Consider the following 19348-nt stretch of genomic DNA (forward strand, 5'->3'; position numbering starts at 1 on the left):
TCGGGGGTTCGAATTTAAGGTCGCGCATAAGGTCGGAGCTATCACTCAAGCGCTAAACCCGTCAGGCGGCCTTCACCGGAGGAATACGTTGCTGCAGGCTCCATTCTGAATGCACCAGTCCTGCGGGGCAGGGTTCGTCATGGTGCCTCCAATCGTATCAGTTCATCTCGAAACGCTTCTGTGGGTGTTCGGTAGCCCAGGCACTTCCGGGGCGTGGCGTTCAGGCGCTGACACATCATTCTCATCGAACGAGGTGTCAGCTGCAACACAGCAGTGTCCCGGGGCAGGTAACGGCGTAGTCGCCGGTTCATGTTCTCGACTGAGCCTTTTTGCCAAGGCGCTTGCGGGTCGCAGAACCATGCTCTTGTGCCCATGCCGGTTTCCAACTCACGCCAGGCCACGAACTCCAGGCCGCGGTCAAAGGTGATCGAGCGCCGCGCCTCGGCGGGCAGGGGTGACATCTCATGGATCAGGCGGTTCATGAGGGGCTTGGACTTCCGATCGTTGTTGCGCAGCAGAACGGTGTAGCGGGTCTTCCGTTCGACCAGCGTCGCCACATTGGCGTCGCCCTGAGCCCGCTCGAAGATCATCAAGTCGCCTTCCCAATTGCCAAACTGGCTGCGATCGTTGAGCTCGGGTGGCCGGTTATGGATGCTTGTTTCCACAGGAAAAACCCGGTTGCGTGGCGTGCGGGCATAGCGTGGCTTCCGCTTTCGGCGCCGCTCGGGCAAGAGGCGGGCCAGTTGCGCTGACTGTCCTTCGGCAGAATAGACATATTGGTAGATCGTCTCATGGCAGAGCCGGTGCGGAGCCCCAGGTTCGATCCTGAGCCGGCCTGCAATCTGTTCCGGAGACCAGCCTTCCTGAAGGCAACGGATCACTTCGGCGCGTAAGTCCGGAAGACGCTCGAGCTTGCGCCGGCGGGAACGCCTGCGGTCGGCCTGGGACTGAGCCGTCACATGCCAGTAGCCATCAGCTTGCGGGACATCCTTGTCATGCCACCAGTTGTGCTTGACTTCGCGGGTGATGGTCGAGCGATCACGGTCGAGCATCGCCGCAATCTTCGTCTTCGGCACTTTGGCCTGCAACAAACGCGCAATCACGCGGCGTTCGTCCAGCGTCAGGTTGGTGAAAGGGCGCCTCATCACATCCTCCTGAATAGCTTCAGGAAACTATCGAGTGATGCATTCCAGAATGGAATGTGCCTGCCGGTAATCTCACAGGATGATAATGAAGATTATGGAAGATAAATCGTTTACTATCAATGATTTGTCCAATTATGATAACACCATATTCATTGGGATGGTTCAGCTTGTGCAACAGTTCTGATGTGCCGTGCGGCTTCCACAGGCAATGTTCATAGCCATGCTTGGGTGCCGTCAAAGCTGACGGATCAGTTTGAGTGCATCTGTGTCACGCCTTCGTTCTACATCTGGACATAAGAATAAGAGGTAGACTGGGATTCAGTCCGCTTGACAGACTCGCGTAGATCCAGGGCTTTTCCCATCTGAGCCAGTGCCCTCCCGAGTGGTGAATCACCGCACTGGAAACTGGCGAATGCCCCCAGATCGAGCGAGGCCACATGCTCGGCTTCGATGGCCTTCCTGTCGGCACGTGCTGCGGCATCGTCACCCGGCAGTGAAGGACGGCCGGACCAGCGGCCAAGAAGTGCCAGGGCATGCTTGGGTGCGAAAAGACGATAAGCGTTGCTGACCTGCCGGACCTGGGGGCCGCGACCGTCATTCGGAGTTGGCTCGAACCGGCGCAGCCAGTCCAGAAAGCCGTGGTCGCGCAGCGCCTTCAAGGCGCGAACGACGGCGTCCCTCGACCGTTTCAACTTGTCCATGATCCAGTCCAGGGACGGGTCCAGGCGGCCGGTCTTGAAGCTGACCAGATTGCCGAACAGCGCCAGAACTTCCAGGGCGACGCTGCCCAGAGGTCCATTGCGCCTGCCGGGCTTGCGGCCGTGCAATTCGTATCGCTGCGCGGCTTTGAGGATCTTCTGTATCTCCTGCCGCGTAGTGCTGCGCCAGAACGTGGCTTCGCAGGTGCCAAGCTGGTGAGAGTTACGGTGCAAGCGCGGCCGGTTTTGAGCGCGCAGGCTGGTGCAAGCCTGGGCCAAGACGCCAAGGCATCGGAAAAAATCGCCGCCTGCTGCGGCTGCTACAGTCGTCAAGTGCTGCTCCTTTGTCACAAGAAGCGCGGTGTCCGCAGGCAAGCCTCATCCGTTCGCACAGATGCGCTTTTTGCTCTTGATTTCCGGGAGCGGGAAGCTAACTATAGCAGGTGAACATTAGCTGCTAATTCAGGTCGCCAAACCTGTGTTATCAACCCAAGCCCCCTCGTGCGGACCCCCGCGCGGGGGGTTTCCTTTTGGGCTGGTGGTCTATCTGATTCTGCTCGTCCCTCCCCTTTGGGGCATTTTGCCGAACAGCCTACGCCAGCAGGGGCTTAGCGGCAATTCTTTGTGTAACGATCGTGACATCAAAGGCATCAGTAGGACACCCACTCGGTTGAGTAGGAACCCGTGTAATCCTGCATGCGCAAGACAATGCTTCGGAAGCCCCGGCCGTACTCGCCAAGGAACGTGCTGCCGGTTCTCTGCCGTATTTTGTCATCAAGCCATGCAGGCATCTCGCTGTATCGGGCGGGAAGCCGGACAAAGTCACCAGATGGTGCATATCCGTAGCGGGTCATGCTGACATAGACGTCTCGTCCTCCGCTACCGCTCGTCACATGCTTGGAAAGCTGCCACAGTTCGATGGCATCACGGTATTGCGCGACTTCAGGCGGCACGGTGTCAGAGCTACCTCCACCCGGAAGGCTTACATTGTGACTTCCCATGGGGCATCGCCACAGTTGCAAGGGCGGCTCAACTGGCCAGGGCGTGATGCGGCGGATAAGCTCCGCCTTCGCCGCGCTGCACTCTGCCGAGGCCGGAAAACCGCCTGCCAGACAGAGCAGGATGGCGCAGTCGATAGGATAGGCATCAGCCTGATTAGCTGGAGAGACGGCAGTTAGACCTAAAACCGCTAAACTGGCGAAAAAATTTCGAGTGCTCATCGTCGGCCGCCGTAGCTGTTACAAGAACCAACAGATAAGTACACATTTGAAACAATATTGCAATATCACATATGCTCTTGCTTAGTCGACTAACCATGGTTGGCTTTTTTTGAGGTCTGCCAGACGTTGCGGCGAAGGGGGAACGATCCACATCATCTGCATCTCGCCGTTGTTCCAGCGGTAGAGCCATCCGCTTGCATCGTGCAGGTCGATCTTCTGCATAGGGTCGGCATAGAGGCGTGGCATGGACATGGGCAAGGACCTGCTTGTAGTTAGTCCAGCCACCGTTAACTCTTGGTTAACCAGCGAAAAGCGGAAACTCTAGAAAGTAGCTTTTGAGATATACTCATCAGCTACTTTAGTCATAATAGGCAAAAGCTCGCCGTTTTGTGTCAGATGAAGTGACGGGCCACGGCAATGGCGACAGCCTGGGTTCGAGTCTTTGCGCTAAGCTTAGAGCACGCCTTTTGAGCGCGCTGCGTCACAGTCGCTTCAGCGATGCCAAGCTTTTCTGCGATGGCCCGCTGCCCCAGTCCATCCCTCAGTCCTGCCAGAACATCAAGTTCCCCTGCCGTCAGAGAGGCCCGGTTCAGAACAAGGTCCGTCCAATGGTTAAACTTGGTGACAACCTTGATGATCTCCTCGTCAGCAAACTCTCTTGTCGGGTGCGAGAGAGTTAGAAACGAGCGCTTGAGGTCAGTCTTCCGGGAAATCGCAACCCCGTAGTTCAGGCCAAACTGTTGGGCGGCGTGCATGAACGGCATGTCCAAGGCGGACTTCTTCACGTCTGACCAGCGAATCCACCCTTCCTGCTCAATCGTCCAGCGGGCGACCGGGTCCGAGAAAAAATAGTTCCGCTCCTGGTAGATGTCCCGCCACTTGTCAGGGTAGGCGTTGTGTAGGTGCTCTGGGCCTTGATAGGTCAGGTTGAATCCCATAATCCAACCTGCCGGCGCCAAGTTGTGTAGTGCATCAATTTCCTGGTCGAAGTGTGGGATCAAGTCGTGCAGCATGTGGTCCTCATGGTCTCACGCGACCTATGTAGCTTTTCAGATATATCGAAAAGCTACTTTTGCACTTTTGTGCGAGACATACCAAGTTCGAGTGGTTTTAGTAAGGCATCCACAACACGGAAGCTAGCTATGGTCTCGGCTTGGAAGAACAAAAAGATAGCTGACGCAGAGTTCAGCAAGGACATGGTTGAGACCATTCTTCAGTATTTCGAAACCTATGCCGATGAAGAAGGTGTCCTGACGGTTGAAGTCAGGGAGCACGGGTTATGGGTTCCAAACCCCGTCCGTGGCCTCCCGCCTCAGTTCATCGGCCTTGCCCGGTTGCCGGCAGGCGTTGCGAAGCAGTAAGGAGCTTGTTGTGTCAGAAGAACGGCCCATCACCGTCGAGATTGTGACACTGCCCGGTCAGATTTCACGGTTTCACCTGGTCCATGCCTACATGCGGCTGCGCAAGGCGGTTTTCATTGATCGCATGTCCTGGCCACTTGGTCAGACTGACGGCATTGAGTTCGATCAATATGACACCTTCGACACGACCTATGTTGTCGCCCACAGGAACGGCGAAGTGCTGGGCGGAGCAAGGATCAAGCCTACGGATAAGCGCCAGGCCTGCGGAAACAGCATGTATGAATACATGATTCGAGATGCCTATAGGGGGCTACTTCCCGGTATGCCGGTCGATCTTTGCAACGATGCGCCCCCGCTTTCGCCGGATGATTGGGAGCTGACCAGACTTGTGACCCTTCCTATCAAGGGAGTGGCCGAGAAGATCCTTGAGGCAGCCAATGACTACCTGTTCCAGGTTGGAGCGAAGGGCTGTTTGTTCCTTGGGCCGCCTGCGTTCTTGCGTATGGCAGAACGGCTAGGCTGGTCCCCGCAGAAACTGGGCGATGTGGTTCAGAACGAGGATGGAAAGTTCCTCGCCTTTGCCTGTTCAGTTCGCGAACCACACTCCGCCGCAGCTAGCAACTGACAGGCTAGAGAACAAACTAGCAATCTTGAAGCGAAAACAGATGCCATGCCAAGGAACCGTGTTCCTTGGCATTTTCGGCTTATCTGTATAGATTTGCGCCGCAGATAAGAAAGCAGCGCACATCAAGAATACCTCTTGATAACAGATATGCAATTTTGTATCAACTTTGTAGCATCGCTGCGAGGTTGTCCACTTGTGAAAGGCTGGCTAGCGGTGACGACCCCGATCAACTATGAAGAAGCACCGAATGTGGTCAGCGAAGAAGGTTGCAGGAAGCTCGTGGCTTCAGGATGGCAGTTACAGGTTTTCTGCGCGGGTTCAGCCGAGAAGAGACACCAGAACTACTTTGGGACATGGGGCATCAGGATCATCTCGCCTGACGGCACCTATGAACGAACGCTTGTTACAGCCCGCAAGGACATGCAGATGCGGATGTTCAAGACGGTCAACGGCCTCATTGCCTTCCTGTATGACCTTAATGTCAAAGTTCCCAGTATCCCGCTGGAACAAGGAATGCGTGCCCTTCAGCCTGTCATCAGGGAAGAGGTCTCTCCAAGCTCGACCTAGCACGCGCCCCCAGACAGCGCTTTGCAAAGTAAAGCTGGCTTTCCTTGTCGTAGCCGGTTTGCTGCCGCTTTCCACCCATGCGCAGCCCGCGCCTGTTCAGCAGGTGCCGGGACACTGCATCTACCCGTCTCAGCCTCTTGTTGATGAGGCAAGCCTGCACGCCCTGGATCTCACGATGGGCGAAGAACTGGCTCGTTTCATGAACGAGGCCCAAGCTTACAGCCAATGCCTCGATGCAACCAAGCAGCAGCTCAACAGCGAGGTCGATCAATACATGCAACAGTATCGAAAGGCGCATCCAATGGTCGAAACAGAGTATTGACCACCGATGCAGAGTAACGTGCAACCGTAAGCCGCCTGTGTCATGAGTTTCACAGGACTCAGACAATTCAGAGCGGCCAGAATGTATCGTTTGGAAAGTGGCGCGAGCGAAGCGGGCTTTAGAGAGTATCTGATCGGAAGCGGAAAGCTCCTGATCCTGTGCACCGAAGATGCGGTCCCCACGCGCGGCAACTTCCAAGGAGGCTGGCAATTCTATGCCCTCAACCCCCGAACGGGGAAATGGGCCGTCCTTAATCTGTTCCGACCTCGACGCGGGGTAACGCCCCCGCGTGTGGTCAAGACTGTCAACGGTGCGTGCAGTTTCATGAAGGACGTAGGGTTTCCAGCCGGGATAATTCCATTTGGAGTTGGGTCCGGTGTTGAAACAAGCAAGTCTGGCGATATGCGCTTCATTGGCAGTGTGGTCTTCGACTGAAGCAGCGGCGCAATCGGCCGAAAACGGAATGGTTCTGGTTCTGAACCACGCATCCGGCAGCTTTGAGAGGCAAAGATCGACGTTCTCCTTTGCCCGCCACTTCGGGCCGGGGGGCGTTCCGCTCCTGTCCGAAGTGCCTGAAGTAGACCTTCCGGCCGAACAGGTGATGCACCTGGCGCCTGTCCGCACGCCGCGCGTCATCCCAAGGCCGGAGGTTCTGGCCGCGATTGATGACGTCGGGATGCGCTATGCCGGTCATCCCTCGCTTCGCGCGGCGGGCATGAGCGTCACCGAATGGCTGTCCTTCTTCCGGGCGAACATCGAGATTGAAAGCGGCTATCGCCAAACTGCCGTCAGTTCGGTGGGGGCGATTGGCTTGGGCCAACTCATGCCCGCCACAGCGGCCAAGCTTGGCGTCAATCCCAATGACATGCACCAGAACCTCGATGGCTCGGCACGCTACATGCTGATGCTGCTCGGCCGGTTCGGGTCCAAGGAACTTGCGCTTGCGGGCTACAATGCTGGTCCCGGCGCGGTCGAGAAATACGGGGGCATCCCCCCGTACCCTGAAACACAAGGTCACGTCCGCAAGGTCATGTCCGTGTTTCAGAAGCTGACTTTAGCAACCGCAGAATAGGAGCCTTCCATCATGACCTCTGCAATGCATGCCGTTTGGCCGGCACGATCTTCTATTGCCTGCGCCCAAGGTGTTCATGCCGCACCGCGCGTCCTGGATACCTGGGTGAAAGTCTCGCTGGTGATGCTGATTGCCCTCGCCTTCACGCTCGCGTGGAGCGAACCGGCGGCAGCGCAGGCGATCAACCTCAACCCGATCCAGACCTTCCTGAACAGCATCGTCACGGCACTGACAGGCACCCTGGGCAAGACCATCGCCACGCTGGCCTTGGTCTGCGTCTTTATCGGCTGGTTCATGGGCTACATCGAAATGCGCACGGCGATCTATGTGCTTGTCGCCATCGTGTTCGTGGGCTCCGCCGCGACCATCGTGAACTCCCTCTGGGGCGCATGACGGGGGAATGACGGTGGAAAAAGATACGGTCTATCGAGGACTTCTTCGCCCGGCCAAGCTGTTCGGCCTGCCTCTGACCTCCGCCGTCATCCTTCTTGTGACGGTGCTGCTCGGGTTCATGTGGGCGGAAAGCTTTTGGGCCTTGGCATCCATCATCGTCTTTTATCCAGCCCTTTATGGGCTGGCTAAATGGGACCCGAACTTCTTTGACGTCATCACCAGGACGCTCAAGAACTTCGGTCCCTCCAAGAACCGCAAAGTGTGGGGCGGAGACTCCTATGAGCCGTAATGACAAAAAGCCGATGACGGCAGGCTTCAAGCGGCTGTTCAATTCCCGGCATGGCAAGGCGGTGTTCCCCCGCGCCATGAAGAGCGAGCTGCAATTCGAGGCGTTCCTGCCCTTCGTGTCCTTGCAGGCTGACGACAAGACGATCCTGACGCGCGGGGGCGAACTGATCCAGTGCATCCGCGTCGATGGCCTGAACTCGATGACGGCCAGCGACCGCGACATTTCCTTGTTGAAGGAAACCGTGGCCGAACTGCTGGCGCAGCAGGGCGAACGCTATGCGGTCTATGTCCACAAGATCAGCCGCCCTTTCAAGGCGACCCTCGCCCCGGTCGAAACTGGCGGGTTCGCCCAGGAAGTTGATGCGGCCTGGAGGCAGGTCGTGGCGGGCCGCACGCTGCGCGACAAGACCCTGACCATCAGCATCATCAACCGCCCTGCTGGCCTTTTTGGCAGTCTCTCAGCGGGCGACAAGCTGAAGGAAATCTTCTCGCGCAAGCGCAAGTCTGACGCGCTGCAAGCCTTCATCGCCAACAAGGCCGAACGGCTGACTGACCTCGATGAAACGGTTGGCGTGGTTGTCGCCACCCTCGCGCACCTCAAGGCGCGTGTCCTGACAGGGGCCTCGGGCGAACTCATCGGCTTTCTCGAAGGCATCGGCACCGGCATTGAGCTTCCGGCCTTTCCAAGCAATGACCTGGGCGTCCTCGCCCGCAGCGTCTGCAACTACCGCGCCACCTTCCGGGGAACGCGGGTGCATGTGACGGGCGGGGTGGTGCCGAACCGCGTGGGCCATGTGTTCACGATCAAGAATTATCCGACCGGCACCTTCCCCGGCATGTTCGATGAACTGAACCTGCCGATCGACATGGTGATCACCAATTCCTTCGTGCCGATCAGCGATGACCGGGCCAGCGAATTGATCCGCCGCAACCTCGAACAGCGGCGCGGCTCGGGCGATGCGGCGGAGACCGATCAGCAGATGCTGCGCGAAGGCCGCAACAAGGTAGCTTCGGGTCTGGAAATGCTTGGCTCCCATCACATGACGGTTGCCATCTATGCCGCAGATGAAAAGACCCTCGCGCGTGCAGCGGCCGATGTGCGCCAGATTGCGCAGGAAACCGGCACCAGGATCATCACCGAAGCCTTTGCCGGTCAGGGCCACTATTTCGCGCAATGGCCGGGCAACGCGACCTATCGGGCGCGCACCGGCCTTATCAGCAACCATGTCTTTGCAGGCATGGCGGCGCTGCACCGCACACCTACGGGCCTCACGGGCGATCTTCTGCCCTGGGGCACGCCCCTCTCGGTGTTCCCGACCCCGGAAAAGAGCGGCTATCTGTTCTCCTTCCACCCTGCCGGGGAAGCGGACAAGGAACCGCCTGCCGGTCATACGGTGATCTTCGGGCCGTCCAGCGGCGGCAAATCGGTCCTGATCTCGTTTCTGATGACGCAGGCGCAGCGGGTGGGTGCGAGGATCTTTGCCTTCGACTACCTGCGCGGGCTTGAGGTCCAGATCGAGGCCTTGGGCGGCAGCTACACCACAATCTCGCCGCACCAGGCCACGGGGCTCAATCCGCTTTTTGCGGAAACTGACATGGCCGGTCAGGCGTGGCTCAGCGAATGGCTGACCGCCCTTCTCAACCGCTCTGAGCGTCCGCTGTCGCCGGTCCAGACGCAGCAGCTTCATGATGCGGTCGTGCAGACCGCGACGGCCCCGGACCATCTGCGCAACTTCGACGGCTTCCCGTCGCTGTTCCGTCACCTCGACGACAACGGCGATCTGGAACAGCGGGTGCGGGAATGGGCACCGGGAGGCCGCTACGGGTGGGTGTTCGGCGGCAACGCGGCCGACAACTTCGCCCTCGACCAGAATGTCATGGGCTTTGACATGACGGCGGTGCTCGACTCCGACAACGAGAAGGAGCGCACCGCGATCCTGGGCTACATCTTCCAGCGTCTCGAACGGAAGCTGCAAGACCGCCACCCCACGATCATCGTCATTGACGAAGCCTGGAACGCGCTTGGCACGGAATACTTCGCCGACAAGCTGGAAAAATGGCTGGTCACGGCGCGCAAGCTCAATGCCGTGGTCGTCATGGTCACGCAGTTTCCTTCGCAGCTCGACAAGAGCCGCGCGGGCGCGGCCATCCTGCAGGGCGTCCAGACGCAGGTGCTGATCCCGAACCGCGCGGCCTCGACTGAGAACTATGCGGCGCTGCACCTGAATGACCGGGAAATGGGCATGGTTCTCGGCGCACCCACGGGGTCGCGCCTCGCGCTGATCCGCAATGCCTCTGCCTCGGTGGTCGTGGACGTGAACCTCTCCCCTTTGGGCGATCACCTGAAAATCCTCGGCGGGAGCAAGACCGGCCGTGCGGCCTTTGACGCCTACCGCGCCCGCCACCAGAAGAAGGAAGAAATCGCATGAAGTCCGTTCTCTTGATCTGTGTGCTGGCCTTCACCGTCTCGGCCTGCGCCAGCACTCAACCGGCCCGCTCGTCCTGCTTCATGAACGGCAAGCCGGTCTGCACCTTCACGCCCATTCAGGACCTGTGGGCCGAAGAATGATCGGGCGGGTCACACAGGCAGCGGCGCTTGCCGTGGCGGGCCTGTGCGCCAGCACGGCCCCCGCCACGGCGCAAGGCGTTCCCATCATCGACCCAAACCTGCTGCGGCAGAACCTCGCCATCCTGGCTGAACAGGAACGCGACCTCGGCCGCCAGCAAGGCAGGCTGGCGCGGTCAAACGTCCTGTTGCAGATCGACGCGGACATTATCGCGGAACTGGACAAGCTGATCGAGGCGGGAAACCTGCCGGTGGACGGGACCGGCGACATGATCCAGACGCTGGAAGATGGGGCAGGCCAGCCGGAGGCGTCGGCTGACAGTCTCTACAATCCCGACGACACCAATCCGGCTGCGGGCAAGACCTTCGGGGATGCGGCGCTGACGGTGGAGGAAGTCATCATCGCCGGGTCGAAGGCCACCTACGGCCATGCCGGTGTGTCCAAGGCGGGGCTGTCGCAGGCCCAATGGCGGGCCTTGATCCAGGCGATGATCTGGCAGGAAAGCCGCTTCAACCCCCATGCCGGGTCTCCGAAAGGGGCCTACGGCCTGACGCAGCTCATGCCGGGCACGGCCAAGGACCTCGGGGTGGACGCCGACTACCGGACCAACCCCTATTCGCAGGTTTATGGCGGGGCGACCTATCTGGCCCGGATGCTGTCGATGTTCGACGGCAACATCGTGATCGCGCTTGCCGCCTACAACGCGGGTCCGGGCAACGTCCAGAAATACGGCGGCGTGCCGCCCTTCAAGGAAACGCAGCACTACGTCCAGGTGATCCCTACCAAGTATAACGAGTATCTGGCAGCCATCGGCGGCGTTGACGCGCTTGGCACCATTGCCCCGGTCGATGCGGCAGGGGCCAACCTCGCCATGATGGGCGCCGGGGCCTCCGCCTATGGCGGCAACATGGCTCAGGAAATCGCCGCCATCGCGCATCGCCTCAAGGCGATCCTGAGCCAGATGGAGCAGAACCAGAACCCTACGCAAGCCTGGGCGCTGAACAGCTACGCGCGCGCGGAAATGGCCCGGATCATGACGCTTCGGGTCCGGGTGCTTGCGGCGAACACCAAGACGGTCAGCGCCGAGGCTTTGCAGCAAGCCGCGGCCCACGCTGAAGAACGCCAATACATGACATTCTCGAACGATTGAGGTTCACGATGCTTTTCCACCGTATCAGTGACTTTCCGAAAGCTGGCCTTTTTGCGGCCGTTCTTGCGATCAGCAGCCTGACCGCAACTGCCCTCCCCTCTGCCGCCTTGGCGCAGGGCGTTCCGACCATTGACGGGCAGAACACCTTGCAGACGATCAAGCAGCTTGAAGCCATGCTCCGCGATGCAGGGGTGCAGTCCGATCTTCTGTCCAATGCCGTGAAGCAGGTCGAACAGTTGCAGGCGCAGCTTACGCAACTCCAAGACATTTACGGGCAATTCAACGGCACGCGCGACATTGTGGATCTGGCAATGGGCGGCGATCTCGACGGCCTCTTGAGCGGCAACATGACCGATGTGCTTGGCACGATCCAGGGCGGCATGACTGGCAACTGGGGCGGCTTCACACCGGCTAAGGGCGACAAGCTGACCAAGGGGGTGGAAACCGCGCTGACCACAGGCGGGCTAAGCCAAGAGAAAGTCACAGGCATGGCGTCCTCGGGCGTGCCCGGCGCGCAAAGGGTGGCGGCGCAAGCCTCGGGCGGCGCGGTTCTCGCAGCGTCCGCCGAACAGACCTATGCGGAAACCTCGTCCTCGCTGGAACGGGTCAACACGCTTGTCGCCATGACCCAAGACAGCGGCGACATAAAGGAGTCGATCGACCTCAACACGCGGATGCTGGCCGAACTCTCGGTGCAGCTCGCCAAGTCGCTCGAACTGCAATCCATCGAGGCCGTCTACAATGGCCAGGCGGGTGTCCTCTCGGCCGCGACCATTGCCGAGGAACGCGCCTACATGACCTTCTCGAACGAGTGATCCAGCCATGAGCAACATCAAGGATGTGTTCGAGGAAGAACTGATCTACGGCGCACGCGAGGAAGCCGCGATGTGGAAACGCATCGCCTTCATCACCTCGGGCTTCGGTGTCGCCGGCTGTCTGGCTGCGGCCATGGTGGCCCTCTTCATCGACAAGCCGCCCCCTGCCCTGGTGCCCTTCGATCCGACAACGGGCGTGGCGCTGCCGATGGCGAATGTCGGCACGATCAGCCTCGCGGAACGCGAGGCGGTCATGCAGTCGCTGGTTTATGCCTATGTGCGCGACCGCGAAACCTACAACCAACTCGACAATGACCTGCGCATCGAGGGCGTCTTTGCCCGCTCCACGGGTCAGGCCGCGAAGTCGCTTCAGGATCTGTGGAACGAACAAAACCCGGAGTTTCCACCCAAAATCTACGGGGAAAACGCCCGCATCGACGTGGCCGTGTCCTCGATCTCCGACATTGGCAACAACCGCGCACAGGCCCGCATCACCAAGCGCCTGACAACAGTGGACGGCGTGACGGAGGGCACCTTCGTCGTCACGCTGGCCTATGATTACGACCCTTCGACGCTGCGCAGCCTCGATGGGGTCTGGTCCAACCCCTTCGGCTTCACGGTCAGCAACTACAGCGTGGCCGCCGAACGGTTCCGGGATGAGGGAGACACCCAATGAAAGCATGGTTGATCGCGGCCGCGCTTGGCGCGGCAATGGGGGCGGCACCGGCCTTGGCCGAAGTCACGCCCTCGGCCGGGCGGCATGACTCGCGCGTCCGCAATGCCGTGTATCAGGATGGGCAGGTTTACCGCGTGAATGTGGGCATGATGCGCGTGACCTCCGTGGAGTTCGGCCCCGGTGAGGAAATCGTCAGCATCGTCGCGGGCGATACCGAGGGCTTCAACTTCGACGGTGTTCCGGGCGGGCGGGCCTTGGTGGTCAAGCCGACCGTCGCAGGCGGGTCCACCAACATGACCGTCTATACCAATCGCCGCGCCTACTACCTGCATCTGAATGAAGTGGGTGCGCGGGCCGATTATGTGGTCCGCTTCGGTGGCGGTGTGAGTGCGCAGGCGCCCCGCACAGTTGCGGCAGAGCCGCAGAACAAGCGGCTGAACCCGACAACGCCCTGGGGCGGCTATGCGGCCAGCAAGCGCAATGCCGCCCTGCCCTTGCAGGTTTGGGATGATGGCGACTTCACCTATTTCCGCTTCCCGCGCGGCGCGCAGCTCCCGGCGATCTTCAAAACCTCGTCGGGGCCGGAACGCACTGTCAACAGCACAACCCTGCCTGACGGCACGATCCGCGTGAGTGGCATCAGCCCCTATTGGGTGCTGCGCATCGCCGCGACTGAAACCGTCATCAAGCGACTGGACCCCCGGCCATGAGCGAACAGAACCAGAGCGAACAAAACCACGCGGATCAGGTCCAGCCGGATCAGAGCCAGACCGAACAGAACAAGGGCGAAAAGAGCCAAGCGGATCAGGGCCAGACCGAACAGAACAAGGGCGATCAGGACAATGCCTCCAAGGGCACGCCTGATCTTGAGGACGATACCGCCCGTCTGGCGGCGGAGGTGCAGGAGGCGCGGGCCAACAACCGACGCGGCACGGTTGGCGGTGGAAAAGGCAGGCTTCTGGCTGGCACCGCCCTGGCCGGGGCATGTGCGCTGTTTATTGCGGTGATGTTCTGGCCGCAGTCTGACATGGCGTCAGAGGCGGCCTTGCCGACCGGCCGACCTGCCGCGTTCCAGACCACGAGTGAGGAACCCTTTGGCCGGATGCCCCTGCCCGCGCAGCGTGAGCCTGAACCCGATCCCCGGATGCTGGCGCAGATCGAGGCTTTGGAGGCAGAAATCGAGCGGCTGCGCCAGCAGCCGCAGGACGTGGAAGTTACCGTTGAAGACGATGTGCCGCCGGTCAAGGAGGCGCCGGTCGTCAACAATGACCCGCAGATCGACAGCCTCTTGGCGCAGGTCAGCCAGCTGCAGGACACGATGACCTCCATGCAGTTTGAAAATGCCAACATGATTGCCGACCGTGACCGGCAGCTTGCGCAGCTTCAGGCGCAGCTTGACGCGGCGCGGATCACCAGCGGAAACCCAGACCTTGGCATGGTGGACGGGGAAGTTGATCGCCGCCGCGAGGCCGAAGAACTCTACCGCGCCCGCGCATCGTCGCCCATGATCGCCTTTGGTGGCAGGGCTTTGGGCGGCAGCAGCAGTGCGGCAGGCGTTCCGGGTGCGATGGAGGCGGCGGCGGCCATGCCCGGCATGGAAGGGTTGGACCCCAACCTGCGCAACCAGAGCCAGAACGAACGCTTTGCCCGCCAGCAGGCGGCGCGGGCGCCGATGGAGCGGGCCAAGGTCATCGCCAGCCCGGCCAATACCGTCCTGCAGGGCACGATGATCCAGGCGGTGCTGGAAACCGCCATCAACACCGACCTGCCGGGGGCGATCCGCGCCCTCGTCACCGAGGATGTTCATTCCTATGACGGATCGCGCATCCTGATCCCGCGCGGGTCGCGGGTGATTGGGGCCTATAACGACAACACCGACCTCGGGCAGCGCCGCGCGATGATCGTCTGGAACAGGATCATCCTGCCCGACAACCAGATGGTGGAAATTGGGGCTTATGGAGGTGACGCCATTGGCCGTTCGGGCTTGGGCGGGGTGGTGAACACTCATTTCGGCGCGCGCTTTGGCTCGGCCGCGCTGATCAGCCTGATCGGCCTCGCGCCTGCGATTGCCGTGGCTGATGACGACGATGACAGCACATCGGATGTGGCGGAAGCCATGTCGCAGAACATGATGGAGGCCACCTCCAGCGCCTTGGATGGCTACCTGAACCGCCAGCCGACTATTGCCATCAAGCAGGGCTCGCTTGTGACGATCATGGTTGATCGCGACCTGGAAATCCTCTGATGGGTTGGCTGGCTCACAAGCTGGACCGCTTCAAGTCGTGGCTGGATGATCCGGCTACGATTGAAGTCTCGGTCAACCCGGATCGCAGCATCTGGATCTTGAAGCGCGGCGACGTGCATATGAAGCCGGCCGGGGAACGGGTTGATCCGGGCTTCGGCCATTCCCTTGCCAACCAGATCGCGGGCGAGAACCAGGCGCAGACCGGCCGCGACAAGCTGCTGGTCTCCGCGACTGTGGCCTATCACGACCGCCCGATCCGGGCGCAGGCGGTCCTTGCGCCTGCCACGCCGCAGGAAGCGGCCCTCTCCTTCCGGCTCTTTGCCGCCCTGCCCATAGAGGAAATCGAACTGCGGTTTCTGCACGGCAAACAGGTGGCTCTCGATGCGGAACGGAAAAGGCGCAACGCCAGCCTTGCTGAACTGATCGAGGCTGGCGACCTGATGGCGGCGCTGCGCTTCTGCGTGACCCATAAGCTGAACATCCTGATCTCTGGCGGCACGGATACCGGCAAGTCCGTGGCGCTGCGCAAGATCATTTCCATGATCCCGCAAGAGGAACGGGTCATCACCATCGAGGACGCCCGTGAGCTGTTCCCCGACCAGCCGAACGCGGTGTCTCTCATTGCGGATCGCGGCGGCTCCACCAGGACGCCCGACATGCTTCTGGAAGCCACGCTCAGGATGCGGCCGGATCGCCTGATCGTGGGCGAGGTTCGGGGCAAGGAAGCCATGACCTTCCTCGAAGCCGTCAACACCGGGCATGGCGGCTCGATGACGACGATCCACGCGGAAACGCCGGAACTGGCGCTTGACCGGCTGGCGATTGCCGCTGGCCGTTCGGATGTTCGCATGAGCTACAACGATCTGCGAAACTATATCCTTCGCACCATCGACGTGATTGTTCAGACGGGGCGCATTGGGGAAACGCGCGGCATCGCGCAGGTTTACATTCCAACCATAGGAGACGCGGCATGAAATGGGTGATTACGGGTATTCTGGCTGTTTCGGGTGCTGCGGCTTTGGCCGGTGGCGCCATGACCTTCTCGAATGACAAGGGCGAGACGCCTGCCGCGATGACCATGCCAAGTGAGGCAATGGAAGAAGCTGGCTACCTGACCTTCTCCTTCAGCACTGGCGGCTCTCCGGTCACATTGGACCCGTCCAAGGCACAAAGCGACATGCCGGTGGACATGGCCCAGGCGAATGATCCTGCGGGGCAGCCGGGCTACACGACCTTCTCGAATTACGGTGGTGGAACGTCACGCGGTGGTGCTTATACCACGCGTGGTGGCTGCGCCGCCTACCGCGCACCCGAGGTTGAACATCGGGCAATCCAGGGTGCCGCCTCGCTGCGCTTTCTGGAAAGTGCCTATATCCATCAGGTCGCAGCAAGCATTGAGGCGGCAGGCGGAAAATGCACTTGCGAACTTCGGTTCCCAACTTGGGATGCTGCCTTGGAGGAATTGGAAACGCGGTTCATGACCTTGCCAAGTGACGAAAGCAGCGCATGGGTAAGAGATTATGCCAATTCTGATCGTAGTCGCCTGACGCGCGAGGTGGATAAGCTTTGCAAGGCGCAGGGGGTCTACTGATGGGGGTCATCGAGGAGTTCGTCAGTCGCGCCCAAGGCCAGCTTGACGATGTAGCAAAATCCAGCTTCGGGGCCGTGCTGGATGGGATGGGAGCGCTTACTGCAACGATGGCGACGCTTGCCGTGGTCATGCTCGGCGTAAACATGGTTCTGCAATACCGGCCCATGTCGGCCGGGCAGATCGTCGTCACCTTTATCAAACTGATCGCGATAGGCAGTATCGGGTTGGTCTGGGGCCAGTTCAACTTGATCGCCAGTGCCGTTGAAGGCGGCGTGGACAGCATTGCCGCCAATCTGCTCGGAAAGTTCGGAGGTGGCGACGTGCCTTCTAATAATCTCGCCGGTGCCATGGATGACTTCATCACCTCCTTTTCCGACAAGGCAAACAAGGTCATGGAGCCGATGGGCTGGATGGGTGGTGCAATCATGAGCGTGCTGATCTTTACCAGCATGGGCACACTTGCCGCCCTGGCCGCGCTTCTGCTGATCTTCGGTCAGGTCATGGTGACGATCTATCTTGGCATCGCACCCATCTTCATTGCCTTGAGCATGTTCGAGGTCACGAAGGACTACTTCAACCGTTGGCTCCAAGGCGCAGTCAGCTACATGCTCTATCCGCTCGTCACGGCCATAATGCTCGGCGGGCTGATCCGCATTGTCTCGGGCTACATGACCTCTCTCGACACATCGATAACGGAAAGTGTTTCCGACTTCATCCCGTTCATCGCCTGCATGGTCATCATGACCGTTTGCACGCTTTGCATCCCCATGATCGTCAGTTCCTTAAGCGGCATGATTATGTCCGTCACGCCCACGCAAGCAGCTATCGCGGCGGTCGGCGCAAAGGCGGCTGGCTCTCTTGCCGGAAAAGCGGCCGCAGCCAGCCCTCCGGCGCGCGCCGCCGCTTTCGTTGGACAGAAGGCGATGCAACAGGGGGCAAACTATGGTGAACTTGCCTTGGCAGGATCGCGCAATCTGGCGCACCGAATAGCCGAACGAAGTTCGAAATATTGAGACACGATCTATGCGCTAAAAAGTCGGTCAGGCGCTCAACTAGCAAAGCAAAGCTCTTCTTGATCTAGGCCAATAATTGACGTCCTTCAGCATGGGCATTGAGGCTTTGTACAAGGGCGCAGGGACATCCTGTAAACAGGCGCCGGTCGATCTCACAATCTCTTTCGCGATACTCTTATGATATTCGATAGCTACCAGATATCGTTTCTTGCATCAAAGGGAGACTGGTACTGGAACGCATTGCCGAAGTGGCAGCAAAACAGGAAGACTATATCTCGATTGAGCACTGGCCCATTCTGTTCGCGTGCTGGACCTGGGTCTCGACATTTGACGCTCACGTGCCGTGTCTGCGGCCAGCAGCGCCTTGCCAGAAGGGACAATGTAGAAGGTCAGCGACACTGAACTTGACTGCTCGACCAGTGCCCTTTGCGCAGCCTTGCGGCGCAAAGGGCCATCCAGGGGGGCAGCCGGAACGGGATCTTACTCGGTCGTCTGAGAGGGTCCTGCGGCCTCTGGAGACACCTGCGTGTCCAGATCCGGCTCCGGGCTGCGATCCTTGGCCTCGTCCGGAGTGGTGTAGTCTTGGGGCGCGGGCTCCCTGTCTGCCGCTGCACCGACCGGTCCAGCCTCTGACGCAGCCCTTGCCTTGCGTCCTCGGGTTGCCTTTGTCGCCTCGCCACTCTCGGTAGCGGCCGCTTTCGGTTTGCGGCCCCTGCCCGATGCTGATGCCGTGCCCGGGGTTTCGGCTTCGGCCTTGGGAGGACGGCCGCGTTTTGCCTTTGGCGCCTTTGGCTCATCCCCTGCCGCAGCCTTCGGCTTGCGGCCTCGGGTCTTGGCCGGCTCCTCCGCGGCAGCATCTGCTGTCGCACCGGCTTGCGGTCCCTGGCTTGCCTGTGCGGTCTTTCTGGCTTTTGTCGCTGCAGCCTTCGGCTTTGGCTTGCGGCCCCTCGCGGTCATGTCGGCCGAGGTGGCGGATGCTTCGGCCGCGTCTTCCGCGTCGATCTCGCGTTCCGCCTGCTGCCAATGCTGCGCGTCCCGGCCATGGGGCCGGCCCTCCATCTCCCAGAGGGAATGCGCGCGTTCCTCGATCCGCCGTGTGCGGTCTTCCATCATGATGAATCCTCGTGTGTGCGATCAACAACGTGTGGCCGTTGGATCAGGTTTCGGATCAGGACAGGTTCAGGTCGGCTGACCTTGGGGGTGACATGCCTCCGCCAGCTTGCCGCCAATGTCTGCAGCAGTCCTCCATCCGCGAAGGGCAATTGCAAGGGGTTGCCTGTGCTGCAACCGTGCTCAGGATGTTTCGGGCAAGCCAGGTTCTGATGCTTCCCTCAGCGCGCCCTTGTCCCGCAATTCCCTGGCAAGCCGCGCTTCCCGAAGCCTTTGGACCTTTTCCGCCCCCGCCGCCCGAACAGCGTTGATCTCCTCGAAGGCACGATCACGTGCGGAAGGTGGAGCCTGCAGTTTGCCGAAGACAAGCTCGGCCTTCAGACGTGCGTCACTGCGGTTCTCGGTCATTCCTGGTCTCCCTTATGGCCTTGCTGGGCAGCCGATCATGAAAAAAGGCCAGGCAACATACCTGACCTTGCTCGATGGTGTG

At 60.2% G+C, this 19348-nt stretch carries 24 protein-coding genes; 17 read left to right on the forward strand and 7 right to left on the reverse strand.

All coding sequences use genetic code 11. The features are described 5' to 3' along the window. Nucleotides 1-137 precede the first annotated feature (137 nt). The 5 genes from JX613_RS07500 to JX613_RS07520 all read right to left on the reverse strand — a co-directional run bounded on the left by JX613_RS07500 (nt 138) and on the right by JX613_RS07520 (nt 4076). Nucleotides 138-1145 (reverse strand): IS30 family transposase, encoded by a 1008-nt coding sequence (locus JX613_RS07500; protein ID WP_207100844.1) that lies wholly within the window; start codon nt 1143-1145, stop codon nt 138-140. Between the two features lie 281 nt (nt 1146-1426). After that, nucleotides 1427-2176 carry a helix-turn-helix domain-containing protein gene (locus JX613_RS07505; RefSeq protein ID WP_207100845.1) on the reverse strand — a complete coding sequence of 250 codons (750 nt, stop codon included), beginning with the start codon at nt 2174-2176 and terminating at the stop codon, nt 1427-1429. A gap of 317 nt (nt 2177-2493) precedes the next feature. Then, nucleotides 2494-3063, reverse strand: a complete 570-nt coding sequence (locus tag JX613_RS19825; protein ID WP_237168424.1) for a hypothetical protein — start codon at nt 3061-3063, stop codon at nt 2494-2496. A gap of 81 nt (nt 3064-3144) precedes the next feature. Then, a complete protein-coding gene (locus JX613_RS07515; protein ID WP_207100846.1) occupies nt 3145-3285 on the reverse strand; it encodes a hypothetical protein in 141 nt (46 codons plus the stop codon). A 170-nt stretch (nt 3286-3455) separates the two neighbouring features. After that, nucleotides 3456-4076, reverse strand: coding sequence for a helix-turn-helix transcriptional regulator (locus JX613_RS07520; RefSeq protein WP_207100847.1), 621 nt, complete (start codon nt 4074-4076; stop codon nt 3456-3458). 129 nt (nt 4077-4205) lie between these two features. Here JX613_RS07520 and JX613_RS07525 point away from each other — a divergent pair, with 129 nt between their 5' ends. From JX613_RS07525 to JX613_RS07605, 17 genes are all read left to right on the forward strand, one after another. After that, nucleotides 4206-4424, forward strand: coding sequence for a hypothetical protein (locus tag JX613_RS07525; protein ID WP_207100848.1), 219 nt, complete (start codon nt 4206-4208; stop codon nt 4422-4424). Between the two features lie 10 nt (nt 4425-4434). Then, nucleotides 4435-5049 (forward strand): acyl-homoserine-lactone synthase, encoded by a 615-nt coding sequence (locus JX613_RS07530; RefSeq protein ID WP_207100849.1) that lies wholly within the window; start codon nt 4435-4437, stop codon nt 5047-5049. Between the two features lie 213 nt (nt 5050-5262). After that, on the forward strand, nt 5263-5616 hold the full coding sequence (locus JX613_RS07535; protein WP_207100850.1) for a hypothetical protein: 354 nt from the start codon (nt 5263-5265) through the stop codon (nt 5614-5616). A gap of 58 nt (nt 5617-5674) precedes the next feature. Next, nucleotides 5675-5938, forward strand: a complete 264-nt coding sequence (locus JX613_RS07540) for a hypothetical protein (RefSeq protein WP_207100851.1) — start codon at nt 5675-5677, stop codon at nt 5936-5938. 463 nt (nt 5939-6401) lie between these two features. Further along, nucleotides 6402-7010, forward strand: a complete 609-nt coding sequence (locus tag JX613_RS07545) for a lytic transglycosylase domain-containing protein (RefSeq protein WP_207100852.1) — start codon at nt 6402-6404, stop codon at nt 7008-7010. A 12-nt stretch (nt 7011-7022) separates the two neighbouring features. Beyond that, complete coding sequence (locus JX613_RS07550) at nt 7023-7403, forward strand: TrbC/VirB2 family protein (protein WP_237168425.1); 381 nt, start codon at nt 7023-7025, stop codon at nt 7401-7403. A 7-nt stretch (nt 7404-7410) separates the two neighbouring features. Further along, nucleotides 7411-7692, forward strand: a complete 282-nt coding sequence (locus JX613_RS07555) for a VirB3 family type IV secretion system protein (protein ID WP_207100853.1) — start codon at nt 7411-7413, stop codon at nt 7690-7692. Beyond that, nucleotides 7610-10120, forward strand: a complete 2511-nt coding sequence (locus JX613_RS07560) for a VirB4 family type IV secretion/conjugal transfer ATPase (protein ID WP_207100854.1) — start codon at nt 7610-7612, stop codon at nt 10118-10120. The genes JX613_RS07555 and JX613_RS07560 overlap by 83 nt, the downstream gene beginning before the upstream one ends. Beyond that, nucleotides 10117-10260 carry a hypothetical protein gene (locus JX613_RS07565; RefSeq protein ID WP_207100855.1) on the forward strand — a complete coding sequence of 48 codons (144 nt, stop codon included), beginning with the start codon at nt 10117-10119 and terminating at the stop codon, nt 10258-10260. Before JX613_RS07560 ends, JX613_RS07565 begins: the two co-directional genes overlap by 4 nt. Next, complete coding sequence (locus tag JX613_RS20160) at nt 10257-11408, forward strand: lytic transglycosylase domain-containing protein (protein WP_207100856.1); 1152 nt, start codon at nt 10257-10259, stop codon at nt 11406-11408. Before JX613_RS07565 ends, JX613_RS20160 begins: the two co-directional genes overlap by 4 nt. Nucleotides 11409-11416: 8 nt before the next feature. Continuing rightward, nucleotides 11417-12223, forward strand: coding sequence for a type IV secretion system protein (locus tag JX613_RS07575; protein WP_207100857.1), 807 nt, complete (start codon nt 11417-11419; stop codon nt 12221-12223). A 7-nt stretch (nt 12224-12230) separates the two neighbouring features. After that, a complete protein-coding gene (locus tag JX613_RS07580; protein WP_207100858.1) occupies nt 12231-12899 on the forward strand; it encodes a VirB8 family type IV secretion system protein in 669 nt (222 codons plus the stop codon). Nucleotides 12900-12907: 8 nt separating this feature from the next. Beyond that, complete coding sequence (locus JX613_RS07585) at nt 12908-13609, forward strand: TrbG/VirB9 family P-type conjugative transfer protein (RefSeq protein WP_237168426.1); 702 nt, start codon at nt 12908-12910, stop codon at nt 13607-13609. After that, nucleotides 13606-15144, forward strand: coding sequence for a TraB/TrbI/VirB10 family type IV secretion system protein (locus tag JX613_RS07590; RefSeq protein WP_207100860.1), 1539 nt, complete (start codon nt 13606-13608; stop codon nt 15142-15144). Before JX613_RS07585 ends, JX613_RS07590 begins: the two co-directional genes overlap by 4 nt. Continuing rightward, nucleotides 15144-16118, forward strand: a complete 975-nt coding sequence (locus JX613_RS07595) for an ATPase, T2SS/T4P/T4SS family (RefSeq protein WP_207100861.1) — start codon at nt 15144-15146, stop codon at nt 16116-16118. The genes JX613_RS07590 and JX613_RS07595 overlap by 1 nt, the downstream gene beginning before the upstream one ends. Further along, nucleotides 16115-16735, forward strand: coding sequence for a hypothetical protein (locus JX613_RS07600; RefSeq protein WP_207100862.1), 621 nt, complete (start codon nt 16115-16117; stop codon nt 16733-16735). The genes JX613_RS07595 and JX613_RS07600 overlap by 4 nt, the downstream gene beginning before the upstream one ends. Continuing rightward, complete coding sequence (locus JX613_RS07605) at nt 16735-17748, forward strand: TrbL/VirB6 family protein (RefSeq protein ID WP_207100863.1); 1014 nt, start codon at nt 16735-16737, stop codon at nt 17746-17748. Before JX613_RS07600 ends, JX613_RS07605 begins: the two co-directional genes overlap by 1 nt. Nucleotides 17749-18228: 480 nt before the next feature. On the opposite strand, the gene JX613_RS07610 is transcribed toward JX613_RS07605, so the two are convergent. Together JX613_RS07610 and JX613_RS07615 are read right to left on the reverse strand one after the other, a co-directional pair. Continuing rightward, nucleotides 18229-18861 (reverse strand): DUF2934 domain-containing protein, encoded by a 633-nt coding sequence (locus JX613_RS07610; RefSeq protein ID WP_207100864.1) that lies wholly within the window; start codon nt 18859-18861, stop codon nt 18229-18231. Between the two features lie 180 nt (nt 18862-19041). Further along, nucleotides 19042-19266 carry a hypothetical protein gene (locus JX613_RS07615; RefSeq protein ID WP_207100865.1) on the reverse strand — a complete coding sequence of 75 codons (225 nt, stop codon included), beginning with the start codon at nt 19264-19266 and terminating at the stop codon, nt 19042-19044. Nucleotides 19267-19348 lie beyond the last annotated feature (82 nt).

Origin of the sequence: Paracoccus shandongensis, assembly GCF_017315735.1 — a bacterium.
Classification (GTDB): domain Bacteria; phylum Pseudomonadota; class Alphaproteobacteria; order Rhodobacterales; family Rhodobacteraceae; genus Paracoccus; species Paracoccus shandongensis.